Genomic DNA, 25779 nt, shown 5'->3' on the forward strand with positions numbered 1-25779 from the left:
AGTTTTATTTAAATTTAAAAGTGACACTAATCACACTCTAATATTCACGATCGAAATATTATACTTGTTGTATACAAATGCATTATCAATTAGTGGTGACAATTATTAACAATTGGTATATGTGAACGTATTAATAATGTATTAATGAGTATTTGCACTAAATAATTTTAGGGCATAAACGTGTGAGTTAACAGCTGATAAATTAGCTAAAAGCAGGTCTATTTACCGTAAAATAAAGATGGCTGATAAGAAGGTCTTTCCGCACCATAGATTAAAACGACTCATTACTTGAGCACTACATAGTTCTAATAATGAAAGTACGGTAAATACATTATATAGGCTTTTAAATACACGCTCATTAGAATCCCGAACATGACCTTACCACCTCGCCTGTAAGCAATGCACCTATAAAACTAAACAGCGGTGGGAATCACTAAAAGTTACTTCCCACTTCGATTCCTTCAAGTCATAGGTTTAGACCCTTAATGAAGAATCGATATTGATGAATATTTAAAGAAATAAAACCCGCTAATTGATGGGGGAATTAGCGGGTTGGAGTCACTGAAAAACTAAATAGGAATCTAACTTTCCGTACTAGAATGAATGATTGACTGGTGACGAGCAACTCTCCTAAAAGTCAGTTGACGAAAATGAAATCTAGATAGTTAGACGGTAAGAAATTAAGGCAAAAAAACCGCTAAGTAGCGGTCAAAAGATAGCAATGTTTGTTATAGAGTAATACTGAGCAACTCTCCCAATGGTCAGTTGACATAAAGACAAGCCCCCTTTTTATAATCACGGTCACCCGACGTCAGGCTTGCAGCTATTAACTTGATATAAAACATAATTATTTACATAAAGGCAAAGTATTCAAATGCTGATTTAGGTCAATTTAACTGTGATATGGTCCATTGAAAGGATAAAATCCAGTCTAGTTTTTAATCTAACTATTAGGTTTTTTTTGAATGAACTTCCTTACCAGGACATAATGAAGAACCTGATTGATAACTCGCTACTGCATCTCTATATCTCTATATCTCTGTTGCTGAAACATCTCGTTTAGTGCCTGTTTATAAGCGTAATGAAATATTGGTGCGTCACTTAAAAAGAGTTCCTTGGTACCAGCTTGAATTAAGGTCGGTGGAAAAGGTTTGCTGTAGTCACCATATACCGGAGATACATAAGGATGCTTTTGATCTTTCTTTGCAGCGTAGGCTTCTGCCGATGGTCTTAGCAGTAAGTCGTACAGATAAAGAGGATCGGCATCTTTTAGCGTGTGGTAGCTGTCGCCGGTATCTGTAATGTCTGACCTGGGAGACCAAAGCACAACTGCTGCGGGGAGTTCCATGCCTAAATCACGCATTTTAAGCACAGAACCTGCGGCTAAGCCCCACCCGCGGAGTCCCCATAGATGGCGATATCTGACATCTTGTAACCTTGCTTGGTTAACCCTTGGATAACAGAGATAACCTGATCTGTTATGGTGTCATATTTGGCATGAGGTGCCAGAGTATAATCTACAGATATCACACGAAGACCCATGTTTTGATTTTCATTTTTTCACCCATCATTATTAAAAGTAATTTACCGATTCGATGTGTGTTTATCTTATTGATAACCTTTCCATTATTCATTACTTACAGTGTTAGTTGTTGAGTCACTTTTTTATACCTATCACTAAGATTTTGCCGGCTGAGTAACCTAAGTCATATAAAAAGAGCCTCGAGAATAACTCAATTCTGACATATTTATTTCTACTGAAACCACCCGTTAAAAATGATCACCGTATAATAACGATGAGGCGGCGATTTTTCCTCTTTGTATCTCTAAGGTTTATCAATGTTCTTAATGATGTCTGGTAAACCCTCTCCCAATATCATGAACCCATCTTAATAAAGAGAGACCCCATCTTTGTTAAAACCAAACCATAGTAACCATTAGCAAGCCTAAGTAGTCGCCAGTGACACGCTATGTCAGAAAGTAGCCAGGCTCACAAAGGTGAACAACCGGGCAACAGCCAACTCATTCAGAGAATCAGAGAGAATTTAGATGAAAAAAGTATTATTAGCGTGCGCCGTAACTTCAATGCTTGCCCTATCCGCTTCAGCAAGTGCGAGTGAATTTACACTCAACCCTATGCTTGGTGCATCCAACAATAAAGCATTCGGTACTAACTTAGCTTTGGGCCTGGAAGCCGGCTACCAGAATTTCATCTTTGGTTATACCTATACAGGCGATAAAAATGAGTCAAACTGGTCGGCTGCTAGTGATGATATACATGTAATTCCTTTTGATATTAATGGAGTTATTCAAGCTGATGCTTATACAAATGAAAGCTATAAAGCTCACACTCTATATGTGGGCTATCAGTTTGCCGTGGGTGCGGGTCACCTAGCGGTTAAGGCGGGTGCCGAGTTCTCAAAATATAAGATGGGTGCTGGTGCTGATTTCACTGAAATGGCTCCAGGAGGCATTAGTCATGACACTGGACTCCATTTGAATGCTAGCAGCAGTACAGTCGTTAGCCCAATGATTGGTGTAGGTTACTACATGGATAACGGCCTGAACTTCAACTTGCACTACACCATTCAAAGTGGTGATAGAGACATGGATTACTCTGCTCGTGCCTATATGGATGGCAAGTCTACAAGCGGCTCTTTAGGTCGTGTTAAAAACGAAATTGATAACAAAGACTTCAGCACTGTGATGTTTACTGTCGGTTACCGTTTCTAAGTCATTACTTAAATAATAAACGATAAGCGTTATCTCTAAGCGTCCACTCGGGCGCTTTGTTATATCTACAGGCCGATAAGTGAGAGCTTATCGGTCTGATATCGAAGATTACCTGGAGTTATTTCATGAAAAATATGCACCCTGGTTTGTTTAGCAAGGTCTCATTTGAGAAGGTGGTTAACGGCGTCTTTCTCAGTGTTGGCCTGCTTACTATTATCTTAGCCCTCACGGCATGTTGCCTTCATGAAGAGGCCGTTATGGCAAACATGAGTAACCCAGCTTCCGACTACTGTATCACACAGGGTGGAGAGCTGGAGATAGTCACCGGTCCCGATGGACAACAAGGTATTTGCACGCTTCCCTCGGGTGAAGTCATTGAAGAGTGGGCCCTCTACCGTAGAGATCATCAAGACAAATAAAACTTGTTTCATATGGTTTCGGCCACAACGGGTTTATCACAATGACCAACGCAGTAGCAGTAGTACCAAAAGAGGCAATAATCTTGCGTCCAGCAGTCAGATTAACAACAGATTCAGGTTTTACCTTAGTCGAACTCGTGATAGTGATAGTGATTTTGGGCATTTTGTCAGTCATTGCGACGCCCAAATTTATCAACTTAAAAAGTGAGGCTCATCGTTCAGTATTAAATGGCGTAAGGGGGGCTATTTCAAGCGGAAACCAGCTGGTCTACTCTAAAGCTGTACTACAGGGAAAAGAGCGGCAAGCTGTGGCCGACGTTCAGCTGGGAGGTGGCATCGGCAGCGCCGTATTGACCTATGGTCATATCCCCTCCTCTTTGCAGGTGACACGAAAAGCCAACACAAGTAACTATGGTAGTGCTGATAATAGTGCCGCCGTATATGAAAGTATTACTCAGGTTTTAGCATTAGATGCCGAGCATCTCAAGGATGAGTCCTCTGTCGTTACTCGCCAGTGGGGTATTTATATCCACGGCAATGATAATTTTGTCAATTTTGTGCCCAAAGGTTTATCTGTCGAGTCACAATGCTTTTTGCAATACTCGGGTATAAATGCGCAGGGAGATAAGGTTAGAGTCGAATTAATCGACTCGAGTTGCTAAGAGTATGATGCCGAGTCGTATCTAAAAACTGACTGCTTTCGTCATCCCGGAATCGAGGAACTAGATATCCGGGATCCAGCTAGACTTAAGCGCCTTAGATTCCGTATAAGTTCGTCCCTCACTTTACGGAATGACCAACTTATCAAAATTTGTGTGATTGACTATCAATAACCAATAACCAATAACCAATAACCAATAACCAAGATTGTCAGATGAGGATCCCTTGGCTATCTCCCTGAGAATAAAAATGGATGTCTCGTTATTCATCTGCCTGATCTTGTTCTGGGTCTCCTTCGTCGGTCAAACCTTTACCCCCATCATCTGGTTCCTGTTTAGTGCCTGAATGATGGCGATACAATACTGTGATTATCCCTTCGATAACCATAAGGTGCCCTTCCCCGACATGAAATTCGCCCTCAATCAAACCAAGGGAACAAGTTTCAATTTCGGCGCCGCCGTTACCCTATTTTCGATGATCCCGACAGTTAACTTTATCGTGATGCCAGTGGCTATTTGTGGCGCGACAGCCATGGGTAGATAAATATCGTGAAGCTTATAAACACCCAGAAATAGCACCTGAATAACTTATCCAGCCATCCCTTAAGTGTTAGTGGCGCTATGATGAGTAAGATAGCAATCATGAAGCCTATAAACTGCGCCGGAATAACGTCTCAGGTTAACGTTTTTATTTGGGGTTTAGTTCCATTGGTTTTTTGGGGCTTGATGCTAGTTGGACTCAATGAATGAGTCCATAACTGAGCTGTGATTGATCACTTACACCAAGACTTGTCGTGTGTTCGCGATGTAGTGATGGATCTGACCCTCAGTTTTCGAGTCAATCATCTCTTTTGGTCGACAACCATTTGGGCAGGGCATATTCGGTGTTGTGCCAAACACACGGCAGATCAAGGGGCGTTCCTCATATACCTCGCAACCATTAGGTCCCAGATGTACACAGTTCCACTCATCTAATGCGGCTTCATGTTCAGCATCAGTTTTCACTGGCAGGCGCGACATTTCTTCCGAAGAAGTCGTTACCGGTCCACAACAATCGTGACACCCCTTCACACATTCAAACGACGGAATACGCTCGCGAAGAATCGCGATTATCTCTCTGTTATTATTCATTCGAACCTAACTTCTTTTACAATTCGCGACAATTATAGCGCTATAGCTAATTCATTAAAAGAAGGCGATTTAGTAGGAACTGCGATGGGCTCGATTACTGATAGCAGAGAAGGTGCAACTAGTAGGTGATGTCTTGAAGGCGAAGTTCAACGTGACTGCTGTTAGCGGTTACTAAAGCGCACCATGGCTAACCTCATTAAATGACTCAATTAGGTATCTCTGTGGCGATGAGTTTCATTTAATTTAAGAGATAAATCATCAAGTAGAAGCAGTATAACTCAGTGGCTAGATGTACTGTTATTCATTGCAAGCTAACAGATATGGATCACCAGCATTCCCAAACATTCTCTGGTTACATTTGGATACAATGTCCTGTCTGCAGGTGGAATATAGTGACCCCATAGTCATGTACAGGTGCAATAAAGATCAAAAATGAAAAGAATAAGCTCAATTATCTCAATAACCTTGATGTCCTTCCAAGCCATTGCACAAAGCAATACCTACGTCCGTAACGGTAACATCTACAACCACTAGGACCTGTTTTACACCTCAAGAGTTAATTTGTACCCACTAGCCACTATGGAGATATAACTTGCCTGCATTTAAACAAATAAATAAACGTTCCATAGACAAAACGAACAGTCTGATGAGCGGTTTCCCCATCATTTTATGCATATTATTTCTTCTGCATTTGTTCACCTTAAACCAAGCTAGCAATTATCTAATATTTCATGGCATTAATGAAATGAGTAACTATATGCCGAATTGGATCTCGGCGTTGGTCTCCGATTTTGGTAATGGCATCACCCTGGGGGCTTTGATCTTATGCTATCTAGTCAAACGTCCTGAGTTGATCTGTAGAGTGCTCCTTGCAGCCTTGTTAAGCCTGATTTTTGTCCCCTTGCTTAAGCAGTACTTCGATGCGCCAAGGCCAGCTGTGATATTGGAACATTTAAACGTGATCGGAGAGGCCAGACACAAGCACAGCTTTCCTTCCGGACATAGCGCCACCGCATTCCTATTCGCTGGGCTCATTTACCTTTCAAACCAGCAGGCATTTCTCAGGATGAGCATGATCTTCATGGCGACATTAGTAGGAATATCACGGATCTTGGTGGGAGCACATTGGCCTGCTGATGTAGTCATGGGGGCGATTGTGGGTCTTAGCTGTGCCTATGCCGCGAGTCACATATGTCCTTTAATCCGACTCACGTTCAGAAAGCGCCTATTGGCTTATTTACTCTTTTTCTCGGCTCTGGTGTCGAGTGAATTGCATACGGGCTACGACTTTTCAGATATTTCCATCGTACAATATGTTAGGTGGGGCTTGCTCACCCTAAGTATTGCTGCAGTGCTTATGTTTGCTATGCGGGAAACCATGGCAAGCATAACGGCTAAACGTCAAAGGTTACATCCATAGCAGCAAGAGGCATTTCTGTTGATGAAAGTGATACGTTCCAACCATTTTAATGGATTGATCTTGAGCTCTTTGACTATGGCCGTCACATTGCTGAGTATGTGGGCAGAAAATCAGGCTACCTATTATTAATCAATATTATAAGGAGGTTCTGTTTATTTAGTCATGGTTACGCCCATAGCCTTTTTATTATTTACCCGTTTAATACTGGGTATTGGCGACGTTACAGTGCCTATGGACGCTATTACTATCGTGGCGAGGCCGAGAAATTGAAGAGTGGTAAGCTGCTCACCTAACATGAAGAAACCAACCGCTGCCCCCACAACAGGCTCGCCGCTGGTTAAGACGCCATAGGTTTTTGTCGGCAAATGCCGTAACGCTTTCATCTCTAGGATAAGCGGGATCACACTCGACAAGAGCGCGATCAAAGCGATTAACATGATCACATTCCAATCAATGATACTGAATGATAATTTTTCAATTCCGATGGGAAAGACGAGTATAGACGCAACAATTAACCCTAAAGCCGGCGCCTTCTGTCCGTGTTGCCTGCCGGCTTTTTTCCCCGCAATGACATAAGCCCCCCAAAAGGCGCCAGCGACCAATGCGTAGAGCACACCTGTCGCGTCTAGATTCATCACACTGGTTGAAGTTGGCAGTAAAATCGCTATCCCAACAGCCACTAAGGCCACCCAAATAACATCAGAGCGCTTGCGTGAATAGACGATAGAGACACAGAGCGGCCCCACCAACTCAATGGCGAGCGCCATGCCAATGGGTATAGTCTCGATTGCCAGATAGAAAAACAGATTCATTCCTGCAATCATGCTGCCATACACCACGACAGTGCCGATATTGTCCCGGGTTAATTGCACCTCCCAAGCCCGCAGTACACAGGTGAGAAACACGGCTGACATGATGAATCGTATCGCGGTCACACTGGCTGGGTCAATATAGGAAAACATCGATTTGGCTAAGGCCGCCCCAGCCGTTAGCGACATCATCGCTAGAGCAACAGCCATAACTGACAGCGCTGTTTCGTTGTTGATTAGTAGACCTTTCATGATTTTTACTTTCGTCACCCAATAAGAGTGATAAATTTTATCAATATGCAAGCGTAATAACTGCTAAACTTAAACCGAAAATGATAACTTTTATCACGATTCATGTAAAAGAGATCTTGAAGTTATGGATGCCATTGATTTAAAAATCCTCGAACAGCTACAAATTGACGCGAAAGTCTCAATGGGCGATTTAGCCCACAAGGTTGGCCTGTCAGAACCCGCTTGTTATCGCCGGGTAAGGCTGCTGCGTAAAAGTGGCGTCATAGAGCGAGAGATTGCGGTAGTCAAACCTAAGAGTATGGGCTGGCCGTTGAGCATGATGGTGATGATCACCTTAGAAAGGGATCACAGTTCGATACTAAACCAGTTTTTAACTCGGATTAACAAAGAACCTGAAGTCTTAGATTCCTGGTACGTGACGGGAGACTTTGACTTGATCTTGCGGGTGGTAGCAAAAGACATGGAAGCATACGATGAATTCACCACCAGAGTCTTGCATAAAGATGATTCGGTGAAAGTGTTTCAAACGCAGGTAGTGATGAGACACGCTAAGATAAACGGTCCTATACCAGCTTCACTTTAACCGAGCTCACATGTTGAGCGATACGTCTTAGCATGTGAGCTCGATTTATAGCTTAAGCCTTATTTATTGCCGTTTTCCCTGCCAAGCCTGAAGTGCAATTGGCAATATGATCAACAAGATGCCCATTGAAGTATAGATATCTAAGGATTCGTTAAACAAGTAATAACCAAAGAGTGCGGCGAATATCAGGCCGCTGTATTCGGCAATGACTGCGGCACTGGCATCGGCTTGTCGAAACGCTAGCACCACGCAGCCCTGATAAATACCCACGGTAATGGCGGCGCAGGTCCCGAGTATCAGCAGATCCTGAAATTCTTGGCCACTCATAGGCTGCCAGGTAGCCAAGACCAATATGCTAGTCACCGGTAGTGCACACAGATTAGTCCACATCATGACGCTCACCACCGAAATAGTCTTAGGCAGTTTCACCACTAATAAATTAAAGCCTGTGATGGTTATGGCTACCACAAAAGCCACCAGTGCAGCCCAATGCAGCTGATCCGGACGTAAGGCTATCATCACGCCAATAAAACCAATCACAGCGTTGATAATACGCTGGCGCTGAACCTTCTCTTTAAGCCATATAAAGGCTGCTAACACGGTTAATAACGGCGCTGCATAGAAAATGACATTGGCGGTGGCGAGGCTCAAGTGTAATAACGCGAAAAGTGTACAAGTCGCACCGATAATGCTCAGGTGAGCCCTGAGCAAGTGAATTTTGATCGCGCCAGGACGGCGCTGACTCGGTCCCTGTGCCCACCAAAATGGAAACACCAACACAAGCGTTGCCACCTGGCGTAACCACAGATATTGAAACACAGTATTTCCATCACCTAGGGCCTTAACGATTACATCGGAGAGCGTGGCAAACAGGTTGCCCAAAACCAACAAGGCCATGGCCATCAGCAGTCCACCAGAGTATTTCATTACTGCGATATGAGTTGTTGCGGCGCTCTGACCATGGCCACATGGTCGATACCATCTTCCAGATAGACGTCAGAAACGGTGACAAATCCCTGACGGCCATAATAGCCCTGTAGGTGTTCCTGGGCAGAGATCTTGATTGCTAACTCGGCGTCTTGGGCTAAACACAACGCGACGCCCTCCTCTAACAGCTGATGCCCTGTCCCTTGACCACGCACTGCATCACTGGTGACAACCCGGCCTATGCTTTGATACTCCGGATAAGACACGCCTCTTGGCAATGTTCGTAAATAGCCCGCTAAACGGCCGTCGTGATAACCGAGCAGATGCTGGGCTCCAGGGTGACGGTCTTTATCATCAAGATCTTGGTAATAGCAGGTCTGCTCGACCACAAAGACTTCAATGCGCAGCTGCAACAGCTCATACAATTCATCTATAGTCAGTTCTTTAAAGCTTTTGGTTATAAAATGCATGGTTATCCTTCCTCGTTAATGGCTAAAGTCTATGAGGAATGGCCATGGGACTCATTAACTTATGTTAAGTTAAGGCGTTTTTTTATGCGGCTGTAACTAATCGGAGTCATCGCCAGATAGGAAGCTATCTGGTAGCCCTTGATACGGTGTAGTAGGAAGCCATAATCACGATGAAAGGCGAACACTCGTTGCTCGGGAGTGTTTAACAGCAGAAATGCTTCTTTACGTTCTTTAATTAACAGGTGCTGCTCCAGCTGCTCACGGTGGTAATCGGCCCATTGTGGATCTTGATCGATCATTGTCCGGTAGACGTCTACCGATAAGCGCAGCAAATTACACGGCTCGAGGGCTACCACACTATAAGGCAGAGGTTCATTACCGAGTAGGCTGCGCATGCCATATATCACATCCCCTTGCCAATAGAACTCTTTGCAAAATTCTTTACCCTCTGCGGTAACAAAATATGCGCACAGCAAGCCCTGTTCGAGCCAATAGACATGCGCGGTCTTGTCACCACAATTAAAGAGTTGCTGACCTTTAGCTAACGGGTACGAGCTAGAATGACGACTTTTTTCAAGCAAGTCCCTAAGCTGCTCTGTCATCCCGTTCACTGTATCTCCTTGATTTTAACTTGCTCTCTGCGGATTTTTACTTGGGTCATGATCTTACTTTTTTATGGGGAGTTCAGACTACAACTTTAACAAGCTACAGTAAGAAAAATCAAATATGCTACTGATTACAGCAGCCTAAACTCTCTAACTTATAACGTGAATTCAGGCTAATGAGTCTAGAACTCGGTAAGTATCAAATTCAACTCTTTGATAGGTTCCTTCATCCAGCTTGATGGTGTGAAACTCAGGCTCTCCATCGTTGTTAATAAAGTTCACTTCAACCCATGTATGGTCAAACTCATCTATCAGGCATACTCTCCACAATAAATGTGATTCCACTAATAGCTGATATATTTGATAGGTACGAAATAGCTCACAAGCTCGGTCATTAGAGGCTTGTTTCAAATCTTCAGGTAAAATCGTAACTTTAACTAAATAATCAATTTTTTTCATTCATCATTCTCTGTGTCACGGGATAAAGGAATCAGAGCGAATTAAAGTCAAACAGCCTTGAAAACCACTAAGTCTAGATGCTAACAGGCCCATCATTTGATGGGCCTGTTAGCTCTTAGCAATAAAGAATTTAACGTATTAATTCGATGCGCTAACTTTGCGGGCTTGATGAAGCTTTTTGTAGCTTTCGATCAGCCTTAGATGCGGCTCTATGCCTTCGAGCTTTATGCTGGTTTGGATCAGCCCGAAGAACTTAATCTCACCTGTCACTGAGCCAACCACATTATCCATGGTGTCTTTACCGAACATCCTATTGAAGTTATTAATATAATGTTCGAGTGCCAACTCTTCATCTAAGCTAACCTCAAGCACTGCATGTACCGCTTGATAGAACAGGCCACGCGCTACCGTATTGTCATTGTACTGCAAGAACTCGCCGACAAGCTCCATGGCGTCTTCAAGTTCGCCCAAGGCAAGGTAGATCAGAATCTTGAGCTCAATAATGGTTAGCTGACCCCAAGGGGTATTGTCATCAAATACGATGCCAATCAAGGTAGGAATATCGGTTTGGTTATCTAATTGACTCTCTTCGAGACGCTCAGCTAGGCTGGTTAACTCATCATCAGTCAGCGAATGAAGATTTAAAATATCTTCGCGATAATGGAGTGACTTATTGGTGTTATCCCAAATAAGATCTTCTACCGGATACACTTCTGAATAGTCCGGCACTAAAATGCGGCACACTGAGGCACCGAGTTGATCAAATTCAGCAATGTAAGCTTCTTTACCTATATCTTTTAATATGCCAAATAAGCTTTGACACTCTTCTTCGTTGCTACCAGAGAAGTCCCATTCGCAAAACTCATAGTCATGCTTGCTGCTAAAGAAGCGCCAGGAAATAACCCCAGTTGAATCAATGAAGTGATCGACAAAATTTTCTGGCTCAGTGACAGTCATGCTATCGAAGGTGGGCTTAGGTACGTCGTTTAAGCCTTCAAAACTGCGACCTTGTAATAACTCAGTCAGGCTACGCTCTAACGCCACTTCTAAACTAGGATGAGCACCAAAAGAGGCAAATACCCCGCCCGTTCTCGGGTTCATCAAGGTGACACACATTACCGGAAATTGGCCACCCAGAGACGCATCTTTAACCACAACAGGAAAGCCCTGTGCTTCTAGGCCTTTGATGCCCGCTAAGATACTTGGATACTTTTCCAGCACATCCATGGGCACGTCTGGCAAGATTATTTCTTGCTCGATGATCTGTCTTTTAACCGCGCGCTCAAAAATCTCAGATAAGCATTGCACCTGAGCTTCTTGCAGGTTATTGCCTGCGCTCATGCCATTACTTAAGAATAGGTTTTCGATCAAATTCGAGGGAAAGTACGCTGTTTTTCCATCTGAGTGACGAACATAGGGAATCGCACATATGCCACGCTCAACCATGCCCGAGTTGGTATCGATGAGGTTAGAGCCACTGAGCTCACCATCTGGATTGTAAATATCTAAACAATAGTCATCTAAAATACCAGACGGTAGCGCATCGTCCTCTTCTAACTGAAACCATTTTTCATTGGGATAATGAACAAACTCACTGTTTGCGATATCGGAGCCGAAAAATTGATCGTTATAGAAGAAGTTGCAGTTTAGGCGCTCGATAAACTCGCCAAGTGCAGAGCAAAGCGCACTTTCTTTGGTTGCGCCTTTACCGTTGGTAAAACACATGGGAGATGCGGCATCGCGAATATGCAAAGACCACACATTGGGGACTATGTTGCGCCACGAAGATATCTCAATTTTCATACCAAGGTCGGCTAACATACCCGTCATGTTCGAGATGGTTTGCTCGAGTGGCAGGTCTTTGCCCAAGATGTAAGTGCTAGTATCGTCACCGGGTTGCCCCATCAACATGGCATTAGCGTCTTGGTCTAAGTTTTCAACCGTTTCGATTTTAAACTCTGGGCCTGTTTGTACCACCTTTTTCACGGTACAGCGATCGATCGAACGTAAGATACCTTCTCTATGTTTATCAGAAATGTCATCGGGAAGCTCGACCTGAATTTGGAAAATTTGGTTGTAGCGATCTTCAGGATCGACAATATTGTTTTGTGACAGTCTGATATTTTCCGTTGAAATGTCACGAGCTTTACAATACACCTTTACAAAGTAGGCCGCACAAAGAGCTGACGATACTAAGAAATAATCGAAAGGGCTGGGAGCTGAGCCGTCGCCTTTATAGCGAATAGGCTGATCGGCGGTGACGGTAAAATCATCAAACTTTGCTTCCAGTCTAAGATTGTCGAGAAAATTAACTTTGATTTCCATTAAATATGTCCAGATACGTGCGCTGTCAATCGGCGATTGCTTGTCTTAATTGATGAGAATTATCGGTGTTTTTAGCCCAATAGTCTTGGGTTAATTGCAAAAACGACTTAAATAAGGGCCTTTAAAGAAAAATGGTGTGTGTAAGCTAGGAACTTACCTGTGATATTTGAATTTAAAACACAGATACAAAAGCAGAAATCCCATCCCTAAACAAGCCAAAGCTAAAATCCAAACGACCCTCATTCTAATGCTGACAATTTTTGTAACATATTCCAGTCGGCTAGCGCTTCGCATAACCGCCTTCACCTGTCACAGTTCGCACACACAACAACAACATAAATTGATCAAAAGCAACATAATGACTTTTAAAGTGACATCTAAACATCTAATACGTCCCCTGCTCTCTACTATTCTATTAGCCTCATCCGCCTGCGCGTTTTCAGTTTTAGCTGGGACGAGCCAGCAATTTCATATCGATATTCCAACGCTGGAACAAGGCGTCACCATAGATGGACGGCTCGATGAGCGTCAGTGGCAGCTGGCGGCAAATGCTGAGCTAAAATATGAAACCAGCCCAGGGGAGAACATAGCCGCACCGGTGGCGACTCAGGTCAAAATCTTCGCCACTGACACCAGTTTATTTGTTTCTTTTATCGCCCAAGACCCTGATTCCAGTGCCAGTGGTAACCTTATCCGCGCCAATATCACCGACCGTGACTCTCTTTGGGGTGACGATTTAATCGGTATCAAGCTAGACACCTTCAATGATGAGCGCCTCGCTTATCAGTTCTTCGTTAACCCCTATGGCGTGCAGATGGACTCCATAGAGAATGAGCTTACCGGTGAAGAGAGTAACGCCTGGGATGGGATATGGCACAGCAGTGCCCGAAAAACCTATGCAGGCTACGTGGTGGAAATAGAGCTGCCCTTAAGGCTATTTAATTTCGATAGCAAGCTGGACATGCAGACTTGGGGCATCGAGTTTATTCGTTTTTACCCGAGAGATAAGACCCATAGACTGTCGACCCACTCCATTGACAGAAACAATAATTGCCAACTCTGCCAGTTAGGCACGGCGACAGGCCTCAGCGGCATAGAGTCTGGCCAAGATCTACAGCTCACACCGTCACTGGTGATGAACAAAAACAGTCAGCGAGATTTAGATCCGTTAGAGGATTGGCAGAGTGATAACAACATAGAGCCCGGACTGGATATTCGCTGGGGGATCACCCCGAATACCTTACTGAGTGCCACCATAAGCCCTGATTTTTCTCAGGTCGAAGCCGATGCAGGTCAGCTGGATATTAACAGCACTTTCGCCCTCTTCTACCCGGAGAAGCGGGCCTTCTTCCTCGATAATAAGGACTACTTCGACACTCAACTGCAGCTGCTGCATACCCGAAATATCATCTCACCCGACTATGGTGTCAAGCTCACCAGTAAGATCGATAACCACACCTTCGCCGTGATGGTCACCAACGACACTAAGACCAACTTCCTGGTACCGGGTAACTTGAGCTCAGATATCGCCAGCATCGACGAGGAAAGCTATAACCTTGCGGGGCGATACCGAGCCGACTTTGGCAGTGAGCTTTCTATCGGCGCACTTGTCACAGCCAAACAGAGCGAGCAATACCATAACTATGTGGCCAGTGGTGATGTGAAATACCAGCCGACAAAACAAGATACCATTACTGCACAATATGTATTCTCGACCACGGAATATCCCGATTCTCTGTATAAGGAGCTCTGCTCGGAAGATACCTGTATTCCCGACAGTTCATGTGAGCTGGGTGATTGTGGCATCAATGAGCGCGTGTTGCGGACCAAACTAGATGATGAGATCAGTGATGATTTTTATCGACTCAAATACGTCCATAAACGCCGCAACTGGTTTGCCTTCACTCAATATGAATCGGTTGGTGACGATTTCAGAGCCGACTTAGGCTTTATCAGCCGAGTCGATGTGACTAAGTTGGTCGCGGGCGGTGGCTATATTTGGTATCCCCTTAATTCAAGCTTCAACCGTATCGAACTCAGTGGCGACTGGGATATCAGCCACAACCAAGCTGGGGAGTTAATCGAAGAGGAGACAGAAGCAAGAATAGAGCTTGAGGGCTCGATGCAAAGCTTCACCGCCATTGGCTTTGTAAATCGAGACCGTGTCGGCAGACGCCATGATGCTTCGAGTCTGGCCATCGAGGGAAACACGCAGATGTTTACCGAAAATGTTGGCTGGCTCTATTTCGAATTTACCCCTTTCAGGCAGATAAGCATAGAACTGGATGCCGATTACGGCGACAGCATAGATTATAGCAACGACAGACTAGGCACTCAGCTGTTTATCAACCCAGGAGTAGAGTGGAATATCACAGACAGCGTATCTCTGGAGCTATCCCATATGTATCGCAGCTTAGATGTTTATGATGGCGAGCTGTTCACCGCTAACTTGACGGACATGCGCCTCAGTTGGTATTTCAATATCAACAACTTCATTCGCATCTCCAGTATCTATACAGATATTCAACGCAATCCAAGTTTATACCTCTACAGCACACCAAAAGAGAACGAACAGAGCCTAGGCAGTGAGATCCTCTACGGTTACAAGCTCAACCCACAGAGTGTGTTTTACCTGGGTTACTCAGACGGTATGCAGTCAAACGACGATATAGATTCTCTGACGAGGGATGAGCAAACCTACTTTATGAAATTAAGTTACGCTTGGTTACTCTAGTGAGTAAGTGAGTACAGTAAGAGATGAGCAAACCTTATACAAAACATGAAACTCAGTTATGCTTGGTTACTCTAACTTATGGCTTATAACTTACGGCTTTCGGCTTTCGGCTTTCGGCTGATGGATGATTTGTGACGAAGTAGAGTAAAAAGCGGTTTTAATTGCTAAGGGTACCGATTTTTGGTGCTCTGTTTCGATGCTGTTCTTTGTAGAAACACCGACGCTAAAAATTAAATATTTATCCCAATAAAAGCACTTCCCTCCAAAAAAATTAAACCGTTATTAGATTTTTCAATTGACTAAATTTAAAGCCAAACCTCGACAAAAGTTAGGGTTGAAACTAATTTTAGATAAAATATCGAAATATTTTTCTCCATTATCACTTCGGATTCAACATTTTATTTACTCATTGATAAACAGTACCTTACAACGTGAAGCCTTCTAATCGCAAAGCCTAAAAAAATCTGTGATTGAGTTCTCACTTTGGAATTTGATTTGATAGTTACAGCTCTAACCATTAGAGTTGTAATTAATTGAACGTTCAATTAACAAGTTAAAACACGGAAATTCGCTTTTTTATGCCCAGGCCGCCAATGAAAGCTGTGAGACAACAGCAGCTAATCGACGCAACTTTGATCTCAGTTGAACGTCATGGTTTACACCACACCACAATTAATACCATTAGCGATCTAGCCGGCACATCATCCGGGCTAATCAGTCACTATTTTGGTGGTAAACAAGGTCTGATAGAGGCGACACTCAAGCATCTTCTCGACGAACTTAAACTGGCTTTATTGAGTCGCACCTCAGGTAAAAACCTGACCTCAATCGAACGTCTATTCATGATTGTCGAAGCCAACTTTACCGAGTTTCAACGTTCAACCCCGGCTACTAAGACTTGGTTAAGCTTCTGGTCTCAGGCAGTGCACGAGCCAGGTTTAGCCAGGCTGCAACACATCAACAACCAACGCCTATATAGCAACTTACTGTTTTCTTTTAAGCAATTACTTCCTGAGTCTGAGGCAATAACTGCCTCAAAACAGACTGCGGCTATGATTGACGGGTTTTGGCTACGCAGCGCATTGAGCGCCTACCCCGAGAAAGAATTCGAGCAAGCCCAATTATTATGTAAAGCCTTTATTGAGGCTGTGATCATCCAGTATGGAGAACATCAATGTCATTAGTTGTTTATCAAAATTATGTCCACGGACAATCTCTCTCCAATGACACAGGTGAAACCTTCGAAGTCATTAATCCGGCGACCGGAGAAGTCAGTTACTTAGTTGAAGTCGCTGATGAAAAAATTCAACAAGCGGCCATAGAAAGTGCCAAGACAGGTTTTGCCATCTGGTCAAAGATGACCCCGATGGAACGTAGTCGCATTCTATTAAAGGCAGTGACGATTCTGCGAGAGCGCAATGACGAACTTGCCGTAATCGAAGTACAAGATACAGGTAAGCCTTGGCAAGAGGCCTCTGAGGTCGACGTAGTGACTGGAGCCGACTCCATCGAGTTTTTTGCAGGACTAGCGCCAAGTATCGAAGGTAATCAACAGCAAGTTGGCGATGATTTCTATTACACCCGCCGTGAGCCTCTAGGGATCTGTGCCGGTATTGGCGCATGGAACTATCCTTTGCAGATAGCCTGCTGGAAATCGGCACCGGCACTGGCATGCGGCAATGTGATGATTTTTAAGCCGTCTGAAGAGACGCCACGAGGAGCACTTAATCTGGCTGAAGTCTTCACTCAAGCAGGCGCACCCGATGGCGTGTTTAACGTCGTTCAGGGAGATGGCCGCGTCGGTGCATGGCTGACGACACATGAGGATATCGCTAAGGTATCCTTCACCGGAGAAGTCGGTACAGGTAAAAAAGTGATGGCTGCGGCAGCGGGCTCACTGAAACAAGTGACCATGGAGCTAGGCGGCAAGTCACCTCTGATCATCTTCAACGATGCCGATGTCGACAATGCGGTATCTGCGGCCATGTTAGGTAACTTCTACACTCAAGGTGAAGTTTGTACCAACGGCACCCGGGTGTTTGTCCAGCAAGACATTTACCCAAGCTTTATCGAGAAACTGCTTGAGCGCACACAGAAGAATATAGTTTGCGGCGATCCTATGGATCCAGCCACTAACTTTGGCGCTCTCATTTCAAAAGACCACCAAGCAAAAGTGCTCGAATATATCGAGATTGGCAAGGCAGAAGGCGCACATCTGCTTACAGGTGGTCAGGCCTTGCGACCAGAGAATGCCCCTAATGGCTTCTTCGTCGCCCCTACCATCTTTACTCAGTGCACCGATGAAATGACCCTGAGCAAAGAAGAGATTTTCGGCCCTGTGATGTCGGTACTGACCTTTACTGATGAAGATGAAGTGATCAGACGTGCTAACGATACCCGTTTAGGCTTAGCCGCCGGTGTCTTTACTCAAGATATCACCCGCGCCCATCGCGTGATCCATCAACTAGAGGCAGGGATCTGCTGGATAAATGCCTATGGCGCCTCCCCTGCTGAGATGCCCGTCGGTGGATACAAGATGTCAGGCATAGGCCGTGAAAACGGCAGCGAGACCTTGAAAGCCTATACTCAAATTAAAGCTGTGTATGTCGGTATGCAGCCACTGGAAAGCCCGTTTTAAGACATGAATATGACAAATACCCAGACACAAAAACAATCCGAGTACGATTACATCATAGTTGGCGCTGGCAGTGCAGGTTGTGTATTAGCCAACCGACTGTCGGCAGACTCGGCGAACAAGGTACTCTTATTAGAAACCGGTGGCAGTGATAGAAGCATCTTCATCCAGATGCCGACAGCCCTCTCGATCCCGATGAACAGTGCTAAGTACGCATGGCAGTTTGAGACTGAGGCCGAGCCTCACCTGGACAATCGCCGTATGCATTGCCCACGTGGAAAAGTATTAGGCGGCTCCTCCTCTATCAATGGCATGGTCTACGTAAGGGGTCATGCCCGTGATTTCGATGAGTGGCAGCAAAGCGGCGCAAAAGATTGGGATTATGCCCATTGCCTGCCCTACTTCAAGAAAGCCGAAACCTGGGCCTTTGGCGCTGATGAGTACCGTGGTGATGCGGGACCTCTGGCGATCAATAACGGCAACAATATGAAGAACCCCTTATATCAGGCCTTCGTCGATGCCGGTGTCGATGCCGGATACTTGGCAACGGCGGATTATAACGGTGCCCAGCAAGAGGGCTTTGGCCCTATGCATATGACCATCAAGAATGGCGTACGTTGGTCGACGGCCAATGCATACCTTAGACCTGCGATGAAACGCAGTAACCTGACAGTCGTTACCCATGCCTTGGTACACAAGGTGTTATTCCAGGGTAAAAAAGCGGTCGGTGTTCGTTATGAGCGCAAGGGAAAAATTACCGATATCGAGTGCAACAATGAAGTAGTACTGAGCGCAGGCTCCATCGGCTCGCCACACATTCTTCAGTTATCAGGCATAGGTGAGGCCGATACTTTGGCCAAAGCAGGTATTGACCTGATACATGAATTACCTGGTGTAGGCGAAAACCTACAAGATCATCTCGAGTTCTATTTTCAGTTTAAGTGTCTTAAACCCATTTCGCTCAATGGTAAACTCGATCCATTGAATAAGCTGTTTATCGGTACCCGCTGGATCTTAAATAAATCTGGCTTAGGCGCGACCAATCATTTCGAGTCTTGTGGCTTTATTCGCTCCAAACCAGGACTTGAGTGGCCAGATCTGCAATATCACTTCCTGCCTGCAGCCATGCGTTATGACGGTAAAGAGGCCTTCGCGGGACACGGATTCCAGGTCCACATAGGTCACAACAAGCCAAAGAGTCGCGGTGCTGTCAAGGTCGTATCCAGCGATCCCCATGCGGCCCCGAGTATTCAATTTAATTACCTATCTCATCAAGATGATATTGAGGGCTTTCGGGCTTGTGTACGTTTAACCCGAGAGATCATTAATCAGCCTGGGCTCGATGAGTACCGTGGCGAAGAGATCCAACCGGGAACTGGGATTCAAACAGATGAAGAGATCGATACCTTCGTCAGAAGCTCGGTCGAGAGTGCTTACCACCCCTCCTGTTCATGCAAGATGGGCGAAGATGCTATGGCTGTAGTGGACTCAGAAACCAGAGTACATGGCATCCAAGGGCTTAGGGTGGTTGATTCATCGATTTTCCCTATCATTCCCAATGGCAACCTTAACTCACCCACAATCATGGTGGCCGAGCGCGCTGCCGATCTTATTTTGGGCAATGCACCTTTGACAGCCAGTACGGTCCCCGTCACCTTAGCCAGTGATTGGCAGCAGAAACAGAGGCTAAACCCACCAAAAAGATAACCCCTGATGACTCGTTAGCCCGAGGCATGAGGACAAGAGGTAATTACCAGGTAGTAAGGCCAACCTGAGCCGTATCGGCTAAATGGCCCTATTAACGCCAAGTTCAATTTATCAATCCTTAAATTTTGTCGCATCGATGTTTAAGGCTTGAGGGATTCTTACGAGTTTAAAACCTTGTTCCTTGGCACATTTAGAATAAAAATAAGGAACTAAACCTATGTTTTATCATAATATTAAGGCGAGGACTCAATAATGACAACCTGGCTTACTATCGGGATATTATTTACCTTCGCCGCTATCGCCTTTGTGATTTACCGTTGGGGTAATGTGGAATGTATCGGTGTCACCCCAGTTCGTACTTTCACCTTTATCGCCATACTCTTCACCTCTGGACTCGACGTGGGACTCATCATGTTCCCCCTCACCGAGTTTGCCGGATATGCTGATGTGACTGCTAGCCCTGAATACGGCTTTAGCAATCCTTTGGCCATAGAGTTTGGCTTCTGGGCATTTCTGATCTGGGCATTTTACTTCTTAACTTGCTTCTATTTCTGTGTGATAGAGCCGAGAGTTAAATTCTTTGAGATCCCGCTGATTAAGTTTATCAATAACCTGGTCATTATCGGTACCTGTGCCTTCACCGCTTACCTCTTGCTGACTAACCTACCTTGGTATCTGCCGGGGATGGGCGACGGTGAGACTATTGTCAGCAGCTTCTATCTGATTGTCTTTGCCGTGATTGCCACTGCTGTTTATTCCAGTACCAGTATTCGTTACGTCCGAACCCTGAGCTTAGCCAGCACTTGGATGTTCTTAGGCTTGATCGTGATAATGTGGGCTGGCGCTTTCTTGTCGGACGGCTCCGGTGTCGGCGAGTTTGTCACCACCTTTGCCATGATCGGCGATTACTTCGGCAACCTACATCACTTTGTATTACCGATGAATGATTACCATGAATTCTACCTGTTTTGGTGGTTTGCCTGGAGCATCATGATTGGTCAATTTACCTCTCGCTTCGTGGGTGGTATGAAGACCTATCAAGTGCTGATAGCCATGATGGTGTTCCCATCTATCCCAATCGCAGTTTGGTTTACTGTGCTTTACTACTACAGCGCCAACGAAATCGCGACCACAGGTTTCTATAACTTAGCTATGGTCATGGTAGGTATCACCTTTGTAGTCAATTCACTGGATTCACTCATTCGACTCTATACTGACAATCTAAACTTAACTGTACAGCGTTTCGGTAAGACCAAGTACATCATCGGCAACATAGTGCTTATGAGTGGATTAACCTTACTGTTCCAACTGGATTTCTTGCAAATACAGTGGGTAGGTGCGGTCGCTATCGGTCTGATTTTAGGTTGCTTCGGTTATATTTTAGCGAAGAAATATAAGCAAGTGGCGACCATCGAGCAATCACCTAAAGAAAACAAGATTGATTTTACTAAAATTGAATTAGCTAACTAATAAGCTGAAAATAAAACAAAGAGAAGATGATGAACAATACAATAAAAAATCTAGCATTACTGGGATTAATAGCCCTACCGACAACGGCAATGGCAGGCGTAAGCTCGACCGTCACGGCGGTATCTGATTACACCTTCAACGGTGTGAGCCAAACAGATAATGGCCCGGCCTTACAAGCCAGCCTGGATTATGCAGCAGATTCAGGTTGGTATGTTGGCACTTGGGCCTCAAATGTCGACTTTGGCTCGGGTGACGATACCTGGTTAGAGTTAGATTTCTATGGCGGTAAGTTCTTCCAGCTAACACAGAGCGTGTCTCTGGACGCCGGTATCGCTTATTACACCTATCATGGTGACTCTGGTTCAGATGAATACCAATACCCAGAGCTATACACTAAGTTTGGTTATGCTTCATCAATCGGCCAGAGTGAACTTAATTTCTGGTATTCATGGGATTATTTTGGTGTCGATGCAGGCCATTACATCATGATGGCAGCTCATACGTTTAATATTGCCGAAGGTCATGACATTCGAATCGTTTTCGATCGCTCAACCTCTCTCGATGAAGACAAATGGGCATGGGATGGAGATAAGGCCTACAACCATTACCGCGCCGAGTATATGACAAGCTGGAAAGGCTTCGACTTTAATCTCGCGGTGGAAGATACCAGCATGAACATGGATACCAGCGATACCCGTGCGGTATTGTCTGTAGCGCGAACCTTTGGTTTCTAACTTGGCCTTGCTAGGCAAGGTTAGTCCATAAAACATGCAGAATAGCGCTTAAACGTTATTCTGCATTTTTGTTGCGTGAGTCCCACTAAGAATTCTGTTATTGTGCTCAAAAATGAGGGGAGGATTATGGAAAAGTACGAACAACTATTGATTTCACTGCGCCGGGTTATTCGGGCCATCGATATACATTCCCGTCAGCTGAATAAGCAATCGGGGTTAACTGGCCCTCAACTCATGGTCATGCAAAACATTGCCCAGTTGGACGCACCTCTCGTCAAAGAGATAGCCCAAGAAGTTGCCCTGAGTCCTGCCACTGTGACCACGATTATCGATAGACTCGAAAGCCGTAAATTGGTGTTCAGAACTCGTAGTAAAACAGATAAACGCAAAGTGCATCTGTCATTGAGTGAAGATGGACAAGCGTTACTGAGCAACGCCCCAAAGCCCCTTCAAGAACATTTTATTACCCGTTATCAAAACCTCGAAGGGTGGGAGCAGAGTCAACTGCTGTCGGCCGTAGAGCGTATCGCCTCGATGATGGATGCCCAGGAACTCGATGCAGCTCCTGTGTTACTGGTGGGCCAGATTCAAGCCGAAGAGTAGCGTCACCGCTGGTTTCTAAAAACGAAGGCGAGCTTAGGCGTCGATACAGACTAAGTTTCGACCAGACTCTTTGGCATCATAAAGAGCCTTATCGGCTCTTTGGATAAGTCCATCCAGACCATCATCTGCCAGTCCGGCAATACCTGTGCTCACAGTGATAAACATATCCCCCCTCGAAGTCACGATAGGCTTCATCTCCAGTTGAGAGCGAAACTTATCCATCAAGGCAAAGGCTTTCTCTTGATTAAGGCCTTTAAACGCAACGGTGAACTCCTCACCACCGAATCGAAATACGGTAAAGTGTTGACCGAAGAAATGCTTTAAACGAGCCGAAAACTCAATTAACACTTCATCTCCCACATCATGGCCATGGGTATCGTTGACCCTCTTAAAGAAATCGAGATCCAACAAGGCAACCGTTAATACCCCCTGCTTCTGCTTAATTTGTTCAATTTGCTCTTCAAAGAGCCCGAAAAAATATCGACGGCTATAAACACCAGTTAAGTAATCTAAGTTAGCTTGATCCCACAGCTTACGGATCATATCCAGAGAGTCCAAAGTATTGAGCACTCGGCAGTGAAACTCTTCATGGACGAAAGGCTTCTTCAGAAAGTCATTGGCACCATTTTTAATGAATCGTGCAGACAAACTCTCATCCGAATCACTGGACAGGCCGATGATCGCCAGCTCTTCCCGGCTGAACTTTTCTCTGACCTTCAAGATGAGACCAAAACCATCCAAACCTGGCATATTGTAGTCTGTGATAAGCAGCTGGACATCTGGTTGGCTTTGTAATATCTCCCAAGCCGAATTTCCATCATCGGCTTCGATAACTTGATAGAGGTGCTGCTCGAGTAAAGTTCTGACAAATCTTCGGCTCACCACGGAATCATCGGCAACAAGGACTTTGACGTCTATATTACGTTGAAGACGACGAACTAAACGGACGACATATTCGTAACTGAAACGATTTTCTTTTAAGATATAATCGACAATGCCGAGTTGTAACAGGCGCTGACGCTTCTCTGAATCCAGACTTCCGGTGAGCACGATACAGGGCGTCTTTTTTGACAGAACCAGCCTGACGATTTCCCCTTCCTGGGCATCGGGCAGATTTAAGTCTGTGATCGCGACAAAATATTTTTTCTGTTCTAATAGCAATTTTGCCGACGCCATATCCACCGCGAAATCGACTTCACAGTCTAACTCCTGAGCAATAAGATGCTGTAAAATACGGGACACAACTTTACTGTCCTCTACGACTAAAATACGCAATTTATTCTCCTAAGGCTTATTCTATTTATAATATAATGACTTACTTTTATTTCCCTCATAGGTATTATCATATATTTCTCTGATGAGCGTGTTCTGGCGAGGATTCCGTTTCTCGTTTATATCCACTGCTACGTCTTTGAACTATGCCACCCCTTCATGGAGCCGAATATGTTTTGTTGCATCTATTAAAGGTAGCACTTTAGCTCTGTTTGCCACAAAAGATTTACCTGATAGTATCGATAATTTTGTACAAGCGATGCCTTATCGACCCTTACAGATAATTACCGAGTGTTTTAGCGCTTCTATCGAGATTGAACGACTCACTATCATCGACATGTGTTGTTCTTGCCCTATTGAGATCAATCACGACCGTTGCCGAAATTTTATCTTGTATTGCCTGCCTGTTTGCATCCCAAAATATTTGTAGAAATCCAAGCAGCCCAGTTGCAAATCCAGCACCATAGCCACCATAACGACCAAAAGAATCCCATAAAGAGAGTTTAGTGCCATCGAGTTGGATGACTCTAATCCCCAGTAGCTTCTTGCCCAAAGTTTGTCCGTCAAACCAGGCGGTAAATACGGTGAAGTAAAATGCAGCCCAACCAAAGCCCAAACCTAAGTCATTGAGTATCCCTTTTGCCCAGGAAATTATACTGTAGTCATCCCCCTCATCATCTTCTTTGTCTAATTTTTGTAACTGGCTCATCTCACCCGATTGGCTAAACTCATGCAGTTCCTGGACTTCCTCTGGTAGGTTCAGCTCTTGTAACACCCGAGTATTGGTTAAGACTTCCTCATCACCGGATTGTTCAGACCCCTGTGGCGGTACTAATTCAGTCTCCTTAATGACACTAGCCTCATTTAACTTATCTTTCTCGAGCCCATTTACCTCACCTAATTTTAACTCATCCAATTCGGCCAGGCCTTGCGCTATATTCTGCTTAAGCTTTACCTTGTCGGCTTCCGATAAGGCAAGATCTTCTATGGTATCCTTGAGTATCGAGGCCTGCTCAGAAATTGGCAATTGTGATGCTCTCAGTGCAGGCACTAACTCATTTAGCTCAGTTTCGGCGCAATCCAAAGTTAAACAACTGCTAAAACGAATAATATTGGGTACATAACCAATAAGCTGGCCTACAGCTTCCATTGTCACTGGCGAAGCGGAGAAGCCTGACTCTATATTTAAATCATCATCATCGGCTGAGGATAAGAAGTTCCCTATTGTCACCCAAAGCATCATCACCAACATGGAAATATACAGGCCCCATTTAAATATTTTCCCCAGTTCACGGCTCTTTTTCTGGATCAGCAAGGTCAAACCAACTAATAGGATAAACACCCAGCCCGCCTGCTCAGCGAGCACGGAAATCAACAAGCCATCGACCAACATGGCCAAGCCACGCTTCATTGGAGTCGCTAATGGGGTATAGAGCACCTGAGGTGCAATCTCGAAGGCAAAGGGAGTGACGATTGATTTAGGATCGGTTTTAGGAGCCAATTGCGAGACGTGTTCAGATTTTTTCTCGTGAGTTGCACTTATCATAGCTATCCGCTTTTATTATTTTTTTAGTTTATACACAGATAAACTTATGCCAAAGTGAGCAAATATTTTATACCTAAGGTAGGTAAATACCTTTATATTAAACATCTTAGATTTAGTAGTAGATATAAGCCAGAATCAATTACAGATACAATAGGTTAACATTTTTAACCGACTTCCAACTCAAGGTTTAATACTAGATACATGATGTTTCATAACTAAATGGAATAACGAAGAACAAACTATCACTTCTATTGCCGCTAAAGGCGATTATGATTAGCTTGGATAT

Annotated in this window: 21 protein-coding genes and 2 pseudogenes; 13 read left to right on the top strand and 10 right to left on the bottom strand. The window is 44.6% G+C overall.

Annotation, left to right across the window (positions count from 1 at the left end; genetic code table 11):
- Positions 1 to 1012: 1012 nt before the first annotated feature.
- A pseudogene (locus FS373_RS26145) lies at positions 1013 to 1542 on the bottom strand (alpha/beta hydrolase fold domain-containing protein).
- 507 nt (positions 1543 to 2049) lie between these two features.
- On the opposite strand from FS373_RS26145, the gene FS373_RS26155 reads away from it, so the two are divergent.
- From FS373_RS26155 to cysZ, 4 genes and pseudogenes are all read left to right on the top strand, one after another.
- The gene (locus FS373_RS26155) at positions 2050 to 2733 is read left to right on the top strand and encodes an outer membrane beta-barrel protein (RefSeq protein WP_152830926.1); all 684 of its coding nucleotides are present in this window, start codon (positions 2050 to 2052) and stop codon (positions 2731 to 2733) included.
- Between the two features lie 125 nt (positions 2734 to 2858).
- Positions 2859 to 3152, top strand: a complete 294-nt coding sequence (locus FS373_RS26160) for a DUF333 domain-containing protein (RefSeq protein WP_152830927.1) — start codon at positions 2859 to 2861, stop codon at positions 3150 to 3152.
- Between the two features lie 41 nt (positions 3153 to 3193).
- The gene (locus tag FS373_RS26165) at positions 3194 to 3814 is read left to right on the top strand and encodes a type II secretion system protein (protein ID WP_152830928.1); all 621 of its coding nucleotides are present in this window, start codon (positions 3194 to 3196) and stop codon (positions 3812 to 3814) included.
- Positions 3815 to 4079: 265 nt separating this feature from the next.
- Positions 4080 to 4398 (top strand): annotated as a pseudogene (gene cysZ, locus FS373_RS26170) (sulfate transporter CysZ); the annotation flags it as partial.
- A 190-nt stretch (positions 4399 to 4588) separates the two neighbouring features.
- Here cysZ and FS373_RS26175 read toward each other — a convergent pair.
- Positions 4589 to 4942 (bottom strand): YkgJ family cysteine cluster protein, encoded by a 354-nt coding sequence (locus tag FS373_RS26175; RefSeq protein WP_144046025.1) that lies wholly within the window; start codon positions 4940 to 4942, stop codon positions 4589 to 4591.
- 757 nt (positions 4943 to 5699) lie between these two features.
- Here FS373_RS26175 and FS373_RS26180 point away from each other — a divergent pair.
- Positions 5700 to 6362 (top strand): phosphatase PAP2 family protein, encoded by a 663-nt coding sequence (locus tag FS373_RS26180; protein WP_185977005.1) that lies wholly within the window; start codon positions 5700 to 5702, stop codon positions 6360 to 6362.
- 152 nt (positions 6363 to 6514) lie between these two features.
- On the opposite strand, the gene FS373_RS26185 is transcribed toward FS373_RS26180, so the two are convergent.
- On the bottom strand, positions 6515 to 7423 hold the full coding sequence (locus FS373_RS26185; protein WP_152830929.1) for an EamA family transporter: 909 nt from the start codon (positions 7421 to 7423) through the stop codon (positions 6515 to 6517).
- Between the two features lie 124 nt (positions 7424 to 7547).
- Between FS373_RS26185 and FS373_RS26190 the strand changes: the two genes are divergently transcribed.
- Positions 7548 to 8006, top strand: a complete 459-nt coding sequence (locus tag FS373_RS26190) for an Lrp/AsnC family transcriptional regulator (protein ID WP_152830930.1) — start codon at positions 7548 to 7550, stop codon at positions 8004 to 8006.
- Positions 8007 to 8069: 63 nt separating this feature from the next.
- Here the strand turns inward: FS373_RS26190 and FS373_RS26195 are convergent, their stop codons facing one another.
- The 5 genes from FS373_RS26195 to FS373_RS26215 all read right to left on the bottom strand — a co-directional run bounded on the left by FS373_RS26195 (position 8070) and on the right by FS373_RS26215 (position 12792).
- On the bottom strand, positions 8070 to 8933 hold the full coding sequence (locus FS373_RS26195) for a DMT family transporter (RefSeq protein ID WP_152830931.1): 864 nt from the start codon (positions 8931 to 8933) through the stop codon (positions 8070 to 8072).
- Positions 8933 to 9403 carry a GNAT family N-acetyltransferase gene (locus tag FS373_RS26200; RefSeq protein WP_152830932.1) on the bottom strand — a complete coding sequence of 157 codons (471 nt, stop codon included), beginning with the start codon at positions 9401 to 9403 and terminating at the stop codon, positions 8933 to 8935. The genes FS373_RS26195 and FS373_RS26200 overlap by 1 nt, the downstream gene beginning before the upstream one ends.
- Before the next feature lie 59 nt (positions 9404 to 9462).
- Complete coding sequence (locus FS373_RS26205) at positions 9463 to 10005, bottom strand: Crp/Fnr family transcriptional regulator (protein WP_227993297.1); 543 nt, start codon at positions 10003 to 10005, stop codon at positions 9463 to 9465.
- Positions 10006 to 10176: 171 nt separating this feature from the next.
- Positions 10177 to 10467, bottom strand: coding sequence for a hypothetical protein (locus tag FS373_RS26210; RefSeq protein WP_144046018.1), 291 nt, complete (start codon positions 10465 to 10467; stop codon positions 10177 to 10179).
- Between the two features lie 138 nt (positions 10468 to 10605).
- On the bottom strand, positions 10606 to 12792 hold the full coding sequence (locus FS373_RS26215; RefSeq protein ID WP_152830934.1) for an OsmC domain/YcaO domain-containing protein: 2187 nt from the start codon (positions 12790 to 12792) through the stop codon (positions 10606 to 10608).
- A 358-nt stretch (positions 12793 to 13150) separates the two neighbouring features.
- On the opposite strand from FS373_RS26215, the gene FS373_RS26220 reads away from it, so the two are divergent.
- The 7 genes from FS373_RS26220 (at position 13151) to FS373_RS26250 (ending at position 22675) form a co-directional block, all read left to right on the top strand.
- Complete coding sequence (locus tag FS373_RS26220) at positions 13151 to 15526, top strand: carbohydrate binding family 9 domain-containing protein (protein ID WP_152830935.1); 2376 nt, start codon at positions 13151 to 13153, stop codon at positions 15524 to 15526.
- A 578-nt stretch (positions 15527 to 16104) separates the two neighbouring features.
- Entirely contained in the window at positions 16105 to 16710 is a 606-nt protein-coding gene (gene betI, locus FS373_RS26225; protein ID WP_144046016.1) for a transcriptional regulator BetI, read from the top strand.
- Positions 16701 to 18164, top strand: a complete 1464-nt coding sequence (gene betB / locus FS373_RS26230) for a betaine-aldehyde dehydrogenase (protein ID WP_152830936.1) — start codon at positions 16701 to 16703, stop codon at positions 18162 to 18164. The genes betI and betB overlap by 10 nt, the downstream gene beginning before the upstream one ends.
- A gap of 3 nt (positions 18165 to 18167) precedes the next feature.
- Positions 18168 to 19868 (top strand): choline dehydrogenase, encoded by a 1701-nt coding sequence (gene betA / locus FS373_RS26235; RefSeq protein WP_152830937.1) that lies wholly within the window; start codon positions 18168 to 18170, stop codon positions 19866 to 19868.
- 252 nt (positions 19869 to 20120) lie between these two features.
- Positions 20121 to 21338 carry a BCCT family transporter gene (locus FS373_RS26240; RefSeq protein ID WP_152830938.1) on the top strand — a complete coding sequence of 406 codons (1218 nt, stop codon included), beginning with the start codon at positions 20121 to 20123 and terminating at the stop codon, positions 21336 to 21338.
- 29 nt (positions 21339 to 21367) lie between these two features.
- Positions 21368 to 22072 (top strand): TorF family putative porin, encoded by a 705-nt coding sequence (locus tag FS373_RS26245; protein ID WP_144048920.1) that lies wholly within the window; start codon positions 21368 to 21370, stop codon positions 22070 to 22072.
- 126 nt (positions 22073 to 22198) lie between these two features.
- Positions 22199 to 22675: a MarR family winged helix-turn-helix transcriptional regulator gene (locus FS373_RS26250; protein ID WP_144046012.1), complete on the top strand. Its 477-nt coding sequence runs from the start codon at positions 22199 to 22201 to the stop codon at positions 22673 to 22675.
- A gap of 33 nt (positions 22676 to 22708) precedes the next feature.
- Here the strand turns inward: FS373_RS26250 and FS373_RS26255 are convergent, their stop codons facing one another.
- Together FS373_RS26255 and FS373_RS26260 are read right to left on the bottom strand one after the other, a co-directional pair.
- A complete protein-coding gene (locus FS373_RS26255; protein WP_152830939.1) occupies positions 22709 to 23950 on the bottom strand; it encodes a diguanylate cyclase in 1242 nt (413 codons plus the stop codon).
- Between the two features lie 271 nt (positions 23951 to 24221).
- Positions 24222 to 25493 (bottom strand): RDD family protein, encoded by a 1272-nt coding sequence (locus FS373_RS26260; RefSeq protein ID WP_152830940.1) that lies wholly within the window; start codon positions 25491 to 25493, stop codon positions 24222 to 24224.
- Between the last annotated feature and the right edge of the window lie 286 nt (positions 25494 to 25779).

This window comes from Shewanella sp. YLB-07, assembly GCF_009377275.1.